The organism is Sutcliffiella cohnii (assembly GCF_002250055.1).
Classification (GTDB): Bacteria; Bacillota; Bacilli; order Bacillales; family Bacillaceae_I; genus Sutcliffiella; species Sutcliffiella cohnii.
Window position 1 is genome coordinate 3,392,526 of sequence record NZ_CP018866.1, and the last position, 13,382, is coordinate 3,405,907.

11 protein-coding genes are annotated in these 13,382 nt (G+C 33.8%); 3 read left to right on the forward strand and 8 right to left on the reverse strand.

Going from position 1 to position 13,382, the window contains the following annotated elements; genetic code table 11:
• Nucleotides 1-100: 100 nt before the first annotated feature.
• The 4 genes from BC6307_RS17005 to BC6307_RS17020 all read right to left on the reverse strand — a co-directional run bounded on the left by BC6307_RS17005 (nucleotide 101) and on the right by BC6307_RS17020 (nucleotide 4,677).
• On the reverse strand, nucleotides 101-1,696 hold the full coding sequence (locus BC6307_RS17005) for an amidohydrolase (RefSeq protein WP_066413120.1): 1,596 nt from the start codon (nucleotides 1,694-1,696) through the stop codon (nucleotides 101-103).
• Between the two features lie 314 nt (nucleotides 1,697-2,010).
• Nucleotides 2,011-2,214, reverse strand: coding sequence for an alpha/beta-type small acid-soluble spore protein (locus BC6307_RS17010; protein ID WP_066413123.1), 204 nt, complete (start codon nucleotides 2,212-2,214; stop codon nucleotides 2,011-2,013).
• Between the two features lie 107 nt (nucleotides 2,215-2,321).
• A complete protein-coding gene (gene thiI / locus BC6307_RS17015) occupies nucleotides 2,322-3,533 on the reverse strand; it encodes a tRNA uracil 4-sulfurtransferase ThiI (RefSeq protein WP_066413126.1) in 1,212 nt (403 codons plus the stop codon).
• A 1-nt stretch (nucleotide 3,534) separates the two neighbouring features.
• Nucleotides 3,535-4,677 carry a cysteine desulfurase family protein gene (locus BC6307_RS17020; protein WP_066413129.1) on the reverse strand — a complete coding sequence of 381 codons (1,143 nt, stop codon included), beginning with the start codon at nucleotides 4,675-4,677 and terminating at the stop codon, nucleotides 3,535-3,537.
• Between the two features lie 238 nt (nucleotides 4,678-4,915).
• Here BC6307_RS17020 and brnQ point away from each other — a divergent pair, with 238 nt between their 5' ends.
• On the forward strand, nucleotides 4,916-6,223 hold the full coding sequence (gene brnQ, locus BC6307_RS17025; protein WP_066413131.1) for a branched-chain amino acid transport system II carrier protein: 1,308 nt from the start codon (nucleotides 4,916-4,918) through the stop codon (nucleotides 6,221-6,223).
• A 36-nt stretch (nucleotides 6,224-6,259) separates the two neighbouring features.
• On the opposite strand, the gene ezrA is transcribed toward brnQ, so the two are convergent.
• Entirely contained in the window at nucleotides 6,260-7,957 is a 1,698-nt protein-coding gene (gene ezrA / locus BC6307_RS17030; protein WP_066413132.1) for a septation ring formation regulator EzrA, read from the reverse strand.
• A gap of 188 nt (nucleotides 7,958-8,145) precedes the next feature.
• On the opposite strand from ezrA, the gene hisJ reads away from it, so the two are divergent.
• Entirely contained in the window at nucleotides 8,146-8,952 is an 807-nt protein-coding gene (gene hisJ / locus BC6307_RS17035; protein WP_066413134.1) for a histidinol-phosphatase HisJ, read from the forward strand.
• Here the strand turns inward: hisJ and refZ are convergent.
• Nucleotides 8,949-9,581 (reverse strand): forespore capture DNA-binding protein RefZ, encoded by a 633-nt coding sequence (refZ, locus tag BC6307_RS17040; RefSeq protein WP_066413136.1) that lies wholly within the window; start codon nucleotides 9,579-9,581, stop codon nucleotides 8,949-8,951. The two genes, hisJ and refZ, sit on opposite strands and share 4 nt — an antisense overlap.
• 156 nt (nucleotides 9,582-9,737) lie before the next feature.
• Here refZ and BC6307_RS17045 point away from each other — a divergent pair, with 156 nt between their 5' ends.
• On the forward strand, nucleotides 9,738-10,223 hold the full coding sequence (locus BC6307_RS17045; protein ID WP_066413138.1) for a GAF domain-containing protein: 486 nt from the start codon (nucleotides 9,738-9,740) through the stop codon (nucleotides 10,221-10,223).
• Nucleotides 10,224-10,259: 36 nt separating this feature from the next.
• On the opposite strand, the gene megL is transcribed toward BC6307_RS17045, so the two are convergent.
• Together megL and BC6307_RS17055 are read right to left on the reverse strand one after the other, a co-directional pair.
• Nucleotides 10,260-11,441, reverse strand: a complete 1,182-nt coding sequence (gene megL / locus BC6307_RS17050) for a methionine gamma-lyase (protein ID WP_066413141.1) — start codon at nucleotides 11,439-11,441, stop codon at nucleotides 10,260-10,262.
• A 141-nt stretch (nucleotides 11,442-11,582) separates the two neighbouring features.
• Entirely contained in the window at nucleotides 11,583-13,325 is a 1,743-nt protein-coding gene (locus BC6307_RS17055) for a sensor domain-containing diguanylate cyclase (protein WP_066413142.1), read from the reverse strand.
• Between the last annotated feature and the right edge of the window lie 57 nt (nucleotides 13,326-13,382).

Consider the following 13,382-nt stretch of genomic DNA (forward strand, 5'->3'; position numbering starts at 1 on the left):
TGATGCAAGTAGGTTTTTGCACGTAAGCAGATTATACTCATGATTACTTTACCGGTAACTCTCCATAAAACAAGTACAAAAAGGAGCAAATTGCTCCTTTTTATGCTTCATACATCACTTCACCATTTACTACCGTTCTTTTCACTTTCACGTGAGGAATTTGATCCTCCTCTACTTTAAAAAGGTCATCCTCTAACACTGTAAAATCCGCATAATAACCTGGGGCAATAAAACCTTGTACTTTTTCGTTTCCAACAGCTTGAGCGCTTCCTTTTGTAAACAAACTAATTGCTTCAAACATCGTTAACTTCTCATGTTCCCCATACACTTTCCCAGTTGGATCATTTTCTGCTTTTCTACTAACCGCTGCATATATACCTAAAAGTGGATCGACAGGTTCAATTGGCGCATCTGAACCACCAGCACATATAAAACCTTCTTGTAGTAATGTTTTCCATGCATAGCTATATTCCATTCTTTCTTCTCCAAGCCTCTCCAAGATCCAAGGAAAATCCGAAGCGACAAATCTCGGTTGAATGTCTAAAATAACTGGTAATAACTTTGCACGTTTAATTAACTCTTTCCTTAAAATTTGGGCGTGTATTAAACGGTCCTTTTCACCAACAGGCGCAGGAAACATACTTATAGCATCTAACGCATATTCAAAGGCTAAGTCGCCAATTGTATGAATTGCGATAGGCATATGATAATTTCTTGCCTTTTCTACTAGACGAAATAAATCTTCTTTCGAATGGATTGCAACACCGCTACTTTTAGGTGCATCCTTATATGGTTCACTCAATAATGCCGTTCTGCCACCTAATGCTCCATCTGCAAAGATTTTCATTGCACCAAACGTTATAAAAGCAGTGCTTTCTTTATATCGATAACCTTCTTGCTGCATATCATCGACAACCTCATGATGGACTAATAAGTTTACTCGATAATGTAGGCCATCTTGTTCGATGACTTGTTTAAACGTTTCATATGTATCGTGAAAGCTCCCATAATAGGCTAAGTCCTCACTATGACTGCCAACTAATCCTTTACTTAAGCAATCTTTAATGGATGTTTGTAAAGCTTTATATAAATATGTTTGGGTTGATTTTGGAATTATATTTTTAACTAATTCTTGCGCTTGATCTAGTAATAATCCAGTAGGCTCTCCATTTCCATCTTTCACAATAACTCCACCTTCTGGATTTGGTGTATCTTTTGTAATATTCGCTAACGATAAAGCCTTGCTGTTAACTAATATTGCATGACGACAAATTCTTGATAAAACCATGGGATTTATTGGAGCAATTTCATCCAACTCGCCTCGATTAAATATTTTTCTATTTGTAAAATTGTTTTCATTCCAACCTTCCCCAAATACCCAATCATTTGGAGAGGTTTTTTGCACTTTATATTTTAAAGCGCTCAACAGTTCTTCTGGCGATAAAAATGTCGATAAATCTAATCGTAATAATTTTTCACCATGGCCAATTAAATGCATATGGCTATCTGTGAACCCTGGAAACATTACTTCTCCTTGAAGATTTATCTTTTCATCAATTGTACTTGAATACTTTTTTATTAAATTGTTATAACTACCAACATCTTTAACAAAGCCATTTTCAACATATAACGCCTCCACTGTTTCCCCTTCATTTAACATTGTGTAAATTTTACCACCGTACCAAATAGTTCCCATAGCCATCTCCCTTTTCATTACCTTTTCGATTCGCCTTATTTTTTATTTTATCAATTATCGCTTCCCTTTTTCTACTAAATCTCAACAAAAAACCCCTTACCTTTCACACATGCAGTGATGGTAAGGGATTATTCATTATCCTTTTTGTTCATTAGATATTTTAGCGTGTTTCGGTTCGTTTCTACGTTTTCTTCCTTGTTTTTGCTGTTGCTTATGAACTTGATTTTGCTCTTTCATTCTAAAGTTCCCCCATTTAATAAATATTTTTGAGCGAAACGAAAGGTGGGGTTTCCCCCACCTTATAGCCATTATTATTAGAATGAACTTCCGCCTAATTGTTGTTCAGCCATTTGAACTAAACGTTTTGTAATTTCTCCACCAACAGAACCGTTAGCGCGAGAAGTTGCATCAGGACCAAGTTGAACACCGAATTCAGAAGCGATTTCGTATTTCATTTGGTCAAGAGCTTGTTGTACACCAGGAACTAATAATTGGTTTGAATTGTTGTTGTTTGCCATGTGTTATCACCTCCTTGTGAGTATAGAATGTGTAAAAACACATGGCATCATTCCAACAATTCAGTGGTAATTGATTACAATTTTTACTTAAAATTCATGAACGTGAATTAAAACAAGTCTGACAAGGCATCGTCCGCTTCCAACGAATCTGATGTAATTGTTATCGTCTCGGTTTTCGCAACAGCTTCTTGAATGTACTGTTCCATGTTTTCAAAGAAGCTTTCATAATACGAAACTTTCTCTAATTTTGGTTTTGTTTTTGGTGCTGCAGGTGTAAAAATAGTACAGCAATCCTCAAATGGGCGTTTAGAAATGTCATACGTATCTATTTTGCGAGCAATTGCAGTAATTTCTGTTTTATCCATCGTAATTAACGGTCTGATTATCGGCGTGGATGTGACATCATTAATAGCAAACATACTCTCTAACGTTTGACTTGCAACTTGCCCTAAACTTTCACCTGTAATAATTGCTAAACCTTGCTCTTTTCTTCTTAGTTCATCGGTAATTTTTAACATAAAACGTCGAGTCGAAGTCATCGTATAATTACTTGGAACTTGTTTCTGAATGGCAACTTGTATTTCAGTAAATGGAACAATATGCAACTTAATAGTGGAACCGTATTGTGTTAACTTTTTAACCAAATCAATTACTTTTTGTTTCGCCCGCTCACTAGTATATGGTGGACTAAAGAAGTGAACTGCATGTAGTTCTACTCCACGCTTCATCGCAAAGTATCCTGCTACCGGACTATCAATTCCACCTGATAACATTAGCATTCCTCTACCACTAGTACCAACAGGAAGTCCGCCTGCTCCAGGGATATCTTTGCTCGTAATATAAGTAGCGTCTTGTCTTACTTCAACCCTCATATTAATATCTGGATTTTTCACATCAACCGTTAAATTATCTGTATTGACTAACACATGTGAACCAATTGCATAGTTTAACTCATTTGTTTCTAATTCAAATTGTTTATAAGAACGTTTTACAGAGACTTTAAAAGTTTTCCCTTCATAATCCATATCTTTTATAGCAGCTAGTGCACCATCCTTCATAGCTTGTACATCGGTTTTCACCTTCATCGCTATACTAAAAGATTGTATCCCAAATATTTTTTTAACTTTTTCTATTATAGCGTCATGTGGTTCGCCATTTAATACGATAAAAATACGATCACGAGTTTTTTGTAATTGTATACTCGGGAATTCTTTTAAAGCTTGCTTTATATGGCTACTTAATGTTCTTATAAATAAATTTCTATTTCTCCCTTTTGTTGATAACTCACCAAAGCGAATCAAAATGTGATCATATGTCATGTTATAACCTCGTTACTTGTTGAATTTGTTTGATTGATTTCGTTAAAACTTCTAAAAACAGCTTCGCTTCTTCCATTGTATTGCTGTAAGATAAGCTAACCCGTAATGCTGTTTCTGCCTCTTCCTTTGGCTTTCCCATCGCAATTAATGTTTTACTAGGGGCCTTTCTTTTTGATGAACAGGCTGATGTTGTAGAAACAAAAATATTTTCTTTTCCTAACGAATGAATTAGCACTTCTGCTTTAATGCCTGGAACAGAGAAGTTCACAATATGCGGTGCTGATTTTGTAGGTGTATTTACAATAACATCTGGAACAGTTAGCAAATTGTTTATTAAATATGTTTTTATTTCCATTAACTTATTACTTTCAAGTTTAAACTTTTCAAGTGACAACCTTAATGCTTTAGCCATTGAAACGATACCTGCTACATTTTCAGTGCCTGATCGTAACGTTAATTCTTGATTCCCCCCGCCAAACAAAGGTGATAGTTTAGTGCCTTGTTTTATATATAAAATCCCATTTCCTTTTAAGCCGTGGAACTTATGTGCAGACATTGTACACAAATCAATATAACTATTTTTAAAATTCAGCGGTACTTTCGTAATCCCTTGTACATGGTCGACATGGTATATAGCCGAGGAATGTGCTTTTATTATTTTACCTATTTCTTCAACAGGTTGAACTACTCCAGTTTCATTATTCACATGAATAATAGAAACTAAAATCGTGTCGGGACGCAAACTTTCTTTTAACACATCAAGCGAAACAAGTCCATCTTCTGTCACAGGTAAATACGTAATTTCAAATCCTAATTGTTCTAGCTGCTGGCACGCTTCACTTACAGATGGATGCTCAATTTCTGTTGTAACAATGTGTCTACCACGTTGCTCATTTCTTAAGGCTGTACCTTTAATGGCGATATTATTTCCTTCGGTACCACCGGACGTAAAAATAATCTCTTTAGAATGAACATTTAACAGTTTCGCAACTGATTCTCTAGCTTGCTGTAACAATTTTTCAGCATCTCCTCCGAAGCGATGTAGAGAGGAAGGGTTACTAAAGTAATCATCTGCTACTTTTATATATGATTGAAGTACTTCTTCATAAGGTTTTGTTGTTGCACTATTATCTAAATATATCAATGCAAAACCCCCAGTTTTCAAGCTTTTTCGCAACTATTAATACTAACATATTTACACTAATGATGAAAGAAAAGATTCATTAGTGTTTAGAAAGAATAATCCTTTTCTTAAGTATTAAATAATAATACAAAGATTACATACTAATTAAAAGAAAAAGAATAATTTTTCGACAAATTTCTTCACTTCTATGGTAATATGTAAACGGATACATTTTATTATACATCTTAGGGGGACAACGATGAGCAATAATCAATTTTCGAAAAAGGATGTTTTTATCCTTGGCCTCATGCTCTTTGCATTATTTTTAGGAGCAGGTAATTTGATATTCCCACCTCTATTAGGTCAGTCTGCTGGAACAAATATTTGGATTGCAGTTATTGGTTTTTTAATTACAGGTGTGGGATTACCTTTATTAGGGGTACTAGCGATTGCATTTTCTGGAGGGGACTTACAAGTTCTTGCCAATCGGGTAAACCCTACTTTTGGCATCATTTTCACAATGATTATGTACTTAGCTATTGGGCCATTTTTTGGAATACCACGAACTGGCACAGTCGCATTTGAAATTGGTGCAGTTCCTTTTTTACCTGATGGAAATAATGCCCTTGCATTATTAATATATACACTAATCTTTTTTAGTATTTCTTATTATTTAGCTTTAAATCCAACAAAATTAGTAAGTCGCATCGGAAAAATATTAACCCCGATATTATTAGTTGTCATAGGAATCCTTGTATTTAAAAGTATTTTAACTCCGATGGGAACGATTGGTACACCAACTGAAACGTATGCAACTAATCCATTTTTCACAGGCTTTATTGAAGGTTATTTAACAATGGATACTATTGCTGCACTTGTGTTCGGAATTGTTATTATTTCTTCCATTCGGGACCGAGGAATTACTGATAAAAAAACGATTGCCACTCTATGTATGAAAGCTGGAATTATTGCAGCTATAGGTTTAACAATCGTATACGCTTCACTCGCTTTCCTTGGGGCAACAAGTTTACAAGCGATAGGAGAAGCTTCTAACGGTGGCGTTATTTTATCTCGTTCCGCTAATTATTTATTTGGTTCATTCGGTGCTCTCATTTTAGGATTAGCGATTACTTTTGCGTGCTTAACTACTTCTGTAGGATTAATTTCTGCATGTAGTAAATTTTTCGAAAAAACGTTCCCAACCATTTCCTATAAAGCATTCGTAGCGATCTTTAGTCTTTTTAGTATGGCTGTGGCCAACGTTGGTCTTGATTTACTTATTTCTATTTCATTGCCAGTTCTCATTACTATTTATCCGCTAGCAATTGTTTTAATTGTTTTGTCATTTTTACGTTTAAATAACCCATCTACTGTTTATATTTTTTCGCTGATCTTTACTGCTTGCATAAGTATTGTTGACGGTCTAACTACTGCGGGAATTCATCTTCCTACCATAAATGCAATCCTATCCTTCTTACCTTTATTTGAAGAAGGAGTCGGCTGGCTCTTTCCTGCTATAATTGGAGCATTAATTGGTTATATTTTGTCTAGAAAAAAACTCTATTAGGCTTTTTGCCCAATAGAGTTTTTTCATTAGTCGTTTTTATTCGTTCTTACTTTCCGGTTCCACAGCATCTAAACTTCTTAAAATTCCAGGTTCTACTTTTTCCAATGTTGTACCAGCAATTTCTAAAGCGTTAGCATACTCATAATTTCGGAAATGTTGCTCTGCATCTAACAATTTTGTATGCACTTCTAAATTTTTACTTCTATATCTATTACCGTATTGAATTAACTTCTCTGATAATGCGGCCTGTTCCAACAACTCATTTATACTTACGGAACAACTTTCAATCATTTCTACCGCTTCACGTAATACAAGATTCACCGCAACCATGTTTAAAGGTTTCGCTTCTAATTGTTCACTTACTGCTTTTAGTTGCAAATGTGAAGTTGTAAGCTGCTCTACATATTGCTGTGGTAATCCAGGAATGTTACTTTTCTCAATTGATCGTTTCGCGTTTAGAAGTAGCTTCCTAAGTTGGTACAATTGATCTCTAGCTATTAATTCATCTTTTCTTAAAGCTTGTAGCTTTGTTGTATGTTGGCTAGACAATTCCTTTAACGAAATAATCTGCTCTAATATATCTTCAAGCTCTTCTTTTAAAATTGTATATGCTAGTGATTGTTCATCAAGCTGGTTTGTTAATGTAACGTAACGATCGTAAAGAGTTTGAATACTTTTGTCTAGACTTTTTTGAGTTGCAATGTCTTCATCTTGTAATTGATAGCTTTCTTGAACAACTTCTGTCTCCTCTTTTGTCGCTGCCGCTTCATTCATAAGGATGTCAAGCTCTTCTTTTGTAGGTTCCATTTCCTTCATGATAAAATGTTTAGCTAGCACTTCTTGCTCCATTTTGTCATACAATCCTTCTAGCTCTTCTTTAACTCCTGTTATAACTTCAGTCACTTCTTTTACTTTTGCTTCTTTTAATAGAGTTAGCAATTCTTTTACTTTCTCTTCCAGACCGCTAACTCCCTTATCTAGTTCTAGATGGTCTAGTACATAACCTTCCCCTAGCATTTCTTCTGAACCACTTTGAATTTCTGCTAGTTGACTAGGTATCACTGACTGACAATCAATGAGTAAGTTAGGAATTTCCTCGATTTTATATTGTATTTCTGTAAAGTCCTCTTCTAGCCTCGCAACAATATCTCTCGCCTCTAAATAGTTCCCATTTTCTGTAGCTTCTTCATAAGCTTGAAACTTCTCAACAAGGGATTCTAACTCTTTTTCTAAAGTTTGGATCGATAAGCCGTATTGATGGCGTTGTGTTAACAGTTGTTTTTTAAATTCTTTATACTTTTCATCCATAATAGCAAACTTTTCGACACTTTTTGTTTGGCTTCCAATTAATTCTTGTAGCTCTGAATAAATTTGTTTTATTTGCTCTTCTATTTCTTCTAGTTTCTCATCAATAAAATGTAATGTTTGGTTTGCTCTTTTGAATTTATATTTATCCGTACATTCTTCTGTATCAAATAGTAATTCTTCAATATCAGGGAGCTGTCTTGTTAAAATATCATCCCATTTATTTCTCCAGTTTTCGAAAAGCTCTTCTGTTTGACCAGTCATGTTTAAATGTTTTACACGTGATAACTCTTCTGTAACCGGTTTATTTGTAATATCCATTTTCCACTCTTCTAGCCGGTCTATCTCTTTGTATATCTTTTTTCTGGAAAAATAACTGAATGTAACAAAGATGATTGCGATAGTTAAAATACCAATGATTATTTCCATACTTAGTCCCCTTTTACCTACTAATCCTCATTCAAAAAACGATAGATTTATATTAAACTAATTTATATGTAAACAAAGTCTATATCTTATATGTATTCATTGTAATTATGATACCATGTAAACGACAATTTTTGAGCAATTATTTTAATTTTTTTACATTAAATTGCTGATTAGGGGGTTTTATATAAATGAGAGATCAACACGTCCATTCTCCATACTGTCCGCACGGGTCGACTGATACGTTAGAAGCTTATGTTCATAATGCAAAGAAACACAATCTTAGAGAAATTTCTTTTACTGAACATGCTCCATTACCACAAGGCTTCATAGACCCTACTCCTTTAAAAGATAGCGCCATGAGTTGGAGTGATTTACCACAATATTTAAAAGATGTCCAACTGATAAAGGAAAAATATAAACGTGATATAAAGGTTAACGTCGGATTAGAAATTGATTATATCGAGGGATTCGAACATGAAACACGAGCTTTTTTAGATGAATATGGGCTATTGCTCGATGATAGTATATTATCTGTTCATTTTATAAAAAAAGAAAATAACTATTATTGTATAGATTATAGTGAAGATAACTTTCACACTATCATTCAACAATATGGAAATATTCGTTTTGTTTATGATAAGTATTTTGATACGTTAAAAAAATCCATTCTTTCTGATTTAGGCCCTTATAAACCTACTAGGATTGGACATATAACACTTGTTGAAAAGTTTAAAAAGAAGTATCCAGCTCCTTTTGAGTTATCGAGCTACTCGAATACAATATTAGATTTAATTGTACAGAAAAAGTACTCACTTGATTATAATGGAGCTGGTATCGTTAAACCGTTATGCGGTGAAACGTATCCACCACTTAGCATTGCAACAGAAGCTGCAAAAAGAAAAATCCCTCTCATATATGGGTCTGACGCCCATAGTGCTAAGGATTTGATGCAAGGGTATGAATTTATTAATTCTAACTTACTTATAGAAAACTAAAGTGCTAATGGCTGATGATAGGATGGTGATGCAAATACAGATTGCTCTAGCCATTCTATTATCATTTTATTATATTGCTCCATCGCATTCTGTTCGTAAGGCATATAATGCCATACTTCAGCTAAATATTGCGCTTGTAAAAAAGGCATACTTATCATACTTTTCAAATGGACAATCGTCATCGGAATAGAAATTGCTTGCAATTCCTTCTGTCTTTTTCCTTCCTCTAAAAATGCCTTCCAATAAAATTTTTCTTTCGTTAAATACGTAGACATTACTTCTCTTACTAAGACAGTGTCTAACGTAATTTCTCGATAAACGAATCGTGCTAAATGTCGATGTTCTTTATGATATTGCATGAGTAGCTTAACCGTCATCACCATACATTCTTTCGGAGCCATCGTTTTTAATTGTTGGTAACCTTCCTCTAAAACATTTAAATAACTATCAAAAAATGAAGTAATTAAATATTCTTGAAGTCCCGCTTTATTCATAAAGTAATAGGAGATATTGGAGACATTTGTTTTTGCCATTTTTGATATTTCTCTAACGGACGTTCCTGAATACCCTTTTGTATTAAATAACGTAATCGCAGAATCGATAATTTTTTGCTTCGTTATATTTTCCATACAATTCTCCTTTCTACTTTAATAGTTTTCAGTTCTATTAGTTGATTTCTATGAGAGTTCCGTTTATCCTTTTAATAAATGTCGACAAAGTTTATCTGTTTTCTTGATAATTTGATGTTTTTCTTTATTTTCTATTAAAAAAGTGAGGGGATTATGATGTTTCAAGTCGAACATTACAATGGTACGCGTGAAGAAAATTACGAATTAGTTATAAAACAATTAAAAGCATTGATTGCTGACGAACCAAATATGATTGCTAATCTAGCAAATGCCTCTGCTTTACTAAATGTGTTTTTAAAAGAAATAAATTGGGTCGGGTTTTATTTAACGGATGAAGAAAACATGCTTGTGTTAGGACCTTTTAACGGTTTACCTGCATGTGTACGGATCCCGTTCGGAAGAGGAGTTTGTGGTACGGCTGCATCTACAAAAGAGACACAATTAGTAGAGGATGTTCATCAATTCCCTGGCCACATTGCTTGTGACGCTGCTAGTCAGTCTGAAATAGTAGTACCTATGGTAAAAAACGGAAAAGTAATCGGAGTATTAGACATTGATAGTCCAATTAAAGGCAGATTTGATAAAGTAGATCAGCTGTATTTAGAAAAATTTGTAGAAGTAATTCTTGCAGAAATTAAATAAGAATTTGGCGCCTTTGTATAAAAGGCGCCGTTCTCGTTATATTTGATTTAATGCTTGATTTAAGTCATTCCATATATCTTCCCAAGATTCTAAACCAACAGATAATCGAATTAAATTATCGGTTATACCCATTTGCTCTCGACTCTCTTTTGGTACAACTGCATGAGTCATTGTCGCTGGGTGCTGTATTAACGTTTCCGCATCGCCTAAACTAACTGCTATTTTTATTAATTGTAACTCGTTTAGTAATTTTTGAGCTTCCTCTTTATTACCTTTAATTTTAAATGAAATGAGTCCACCACCCCTTCTCATTTGCTTTTTCATCACATCAAAAGCAGGGCTTTCTTCATCTCCTGGGTAATAAATTGATTCTATTTTTGAATGCTTCTTTAATTCGTCCACTATTTTTTCAGCATTATCACAATGGCGATCCATTCGAACAGGTAATGTTTTTAATCCTCTAATTAAGAGCCACGCATCAAACGGTGACAACACACCACCAATATCTTTTAAAGTTGTCATAGCTATATTTTTAATTGTGTCTGCTTTTCCAACGATTAAACCAGCAATAACATCTCCATGTCCTCCAATATATTTTGTCGCACTATGAACGACAATATCACAACCAAAGTCGATAGGATTTTGAAGATACGGTGAGCTAAACGTATTATCAACAACGACAGGTATATTTCTTTCTTTCGCAATTTCAACAACTAGTTGCAAATCAATTAGCAACATCGTAGGATTTATCGGGGTTTCCACATATATACAAGCTGTTTCCGGTTTAATTGCCTCTTCTATTTGTTCCCTGGTTTGCATCATGGAAAAACTATGAGATATTCCATACTTTTCTTGCATCATTTGCAATAAACCAAAAGTACAACCGTAAACCCCTTGTGAGCATAAAATGTGATCATTACTTTTTGTTAAACTAATTAAGACTGCAGACACAGCCGCCATTCCTGAACCGAATGCAAGACCAGCCTCTGCATTTTCTAAAGAAGCAATTCTGTCTTCTAACATTTTTACGGTAGGATTACCTAGTCTTGTATAAATATATCCATCCTCTTCTCCTCGAAATCGACGTTCCCCTTGTTCTGCCGTTTCAAATGAAAAAGTTGATGTTTGATAAATAGGCGGTACTAAACTTCCATGAAAATCTTTACTACTATATCCGTCATGAATTATTTTCGTTTCAAACTTTTGCTCTTTTTTCATATATAACCCTCCTATCCCCTCTCTTTATAGCATATTCCATTTGAATCAATAATGAAAGCGTTTTCTTTTATGAAATAAATAAGAGCTGTAAAACTTTTGTAGGAAGTTTTACTGCTCAAAATTTATTTTTGTTTCTATTACTCAACCGGCAGATACTTTGTTTTTACCTTGCCCCTTCGCCTTGTATAAAGCTGTATCGGCTCGTAAAAATAATTCCTTCGCACTGTCGTTCTTTTCTTTTTGCCAGAACGACACACCACATGATACGGTTACAGACGGTGATGTATGCTCACTAACTCGTTTTTTAATACGGTCTGCAATTTGTAAACCTAGCGATAAATCTATTTTTGGTAAATAAATAGCTAGTTCTTCTCCTCCCCACCTTGCTCCAATATCCGTATCTCTTAAATTATCTTTTATAACAGAACCTACTTGAATTAATATTTCGTCCCCAATTTGGTGACCGTACTGATCATTCACTAATTTAAAATCATCAATATCTAATAAAATAAAGGTTCCGAATGAATCGTGTTTCATCGACAGCTTAATTTTATCATCTAAATATTTTCTCGAGTAAAGTTTTGTTAAGTAGTCTGTTATGACGTACTTTTCTAATTCTTCTCTTAAAATAGAATTACTAAATGCGAGTGTTGAGTGGTGAATTAAAGATTGTAGTAATTTAAATTGATCAAACGTAAAGAAATAAGGCAATGGATGAACGACGACACACGCTCCTATCTTCCCGTTTGTTAAATCCATCGGTATTAACATACAGGAACAAAACTGAATATCATCGAATTCATCAAAAGTACGAAGATCTCCAACAAATAAAGGTTCCATCGTACGCAAAGTATACTTTCTTATATAATGTTTAAACGAACTGGACAAACTGTGTTTAAAAAAGTCTGTTGAACCTTCCAGTATTTCAATTTCTTCATTTGCTCTTTGGAAAGTACAAAAACCTACTTCCTTCGCTTGAAACGAATTAATAATATTTTCTCTCATATATGTTGTTACTTCATTTAAACGTAAATTCGTATTTAATTGATGTGACGTTTCATTGATTAATTTTAAATCGGATATTAGTTGTCTTGATTGCTGATATAATTGGGCATTCTCAAAAGCTGTTCCAGCCGTATTTGCAAGTAATACTAAAAACTTTAATTCCTCTTTCGGAAAAATCATCGAGTCTAGGCTAATAATTTGTAATACACCGTAAACTCCTTGTTTTCCTTTTAAAGGAATATACACTAACGATCTACGTTCTGAAATAGAGTCTACTGTTTGAACTTCACCTGAAACATAAGCTTGCCATGCTGTTTCATTCGTTGTGTCCATTTCTAGATTTTTCACAGGTAAATGTTGAAGATTCTCATAATCCGATGTCAATAATAAATAGTAAGAAAAATCTTCGTATATTTCTCTTAAAGTTTTGAAAATTTCGTTTAACACTGTTTCCACTTCCATGGAGGAGTGAAAAAGTGAAGTAACTGAATATAATTGCTCGTATCTTTTTTCACTTCGAGTAGAAAAATCGCTTGAGTTTATTTTAGTTAACAGTTTAAATAGTTCCGCTGACAACTCATGTAAAAATGAGTGAGTGAATTTCATTTTTTCATAAAAGTAAATATGAACAGTACCTATTACTGTCTCATCTTCTCTTAAAGATAGTATAAGCTTTTCTTTCTCACTCTTAAATAATCTTTCGTTATTAAAATTCTCTTCATCCTTTAATTTAAATGTAACTAATTGTGCATTTAATTCTTTTTGAAGTAATTTTTCTAAAAAATACAACAGTTTGTTTTCGGAAAAACTTTTCTCTACAATCAAATAGTCGTAAATTTCAGTTTTAATAGTAGACATCATCTTTTGACCAATATCCATTACATTCACCTTTTAGTAGTTTATGCCTATATTATAAACTTTCTTGTTAAATTTTAC

Excerpts from the sequence above, each read along its gene's own strand:
- hisJ (WP_066413134.1), top strand. The coding sequence starts at position 8,146 with ATGAGAGATCAACACGTCCATTCTCCATACTGTCCGCACGGGTCGACT.
- BC6307_RS17045 (WP_066413138.1), top strand. The coding sequence starts at position 9,738 with ATGTTTCAAGTCGAACATTACAATGGTACGCGTGAAGAAAATTACGAA.
- megL (WP_066413141.1), bottom strand. The coding sequence starts at position 11,441 with ATGAAAAAAGAGCAAAAGTTTGAAACGAAAATAATTCATGACGGATAT.
- refZ (WP_066413136.1), bottom strand. The coding sequence starts at position 9,581 with ATGGAAAATATAACGAAGCAAAAAATTATCGATTCTGCGATTACGTTA.
- brnQ (WP_066413131.1), top strand. The coding sequence starts at position 4,916 with ATGAGCAATAATCAATTTTCGAAAAAGGATGTTTTTATCCTTGGCCTC.
- thiI (WP_066413126.1), bottom strand. The coding sequence starts at position 3,533 with ATGACATATGATCACATTTTGATTCGCTTTGGTGAGTTATCAACAAAA.
- BC6307_RS17005 (WP_066413120.1), bottom strand. The coding sequence starts at position 1,696 with ATGGGAACTATTTGGTACGGTGGTAAAATTTACACAATGTTAAATGAA.
- ezrA (WP_066413132.1), bottom strand. The coding sequence starts at position 7,957 with ATGGAAATAATCATTGGTATTTTAACTATCGCAATCATCTTTGTTACA.
- BC6307_RS17010 (WP_066413123.1), bottom strand. The coding sequence starts at position 2,214 with ATGGCAAACAACAACAATTCAAACCAATTATTAGTTCCTGGTGTACAA.
- BC6307_RS17055 (WP_066413142.1), bottom strand. The coding sequence starts at position 13,325 with ATGGATATTGGTCAAAAGATGATGTCTACTATTAAAACTGAAATTTAC.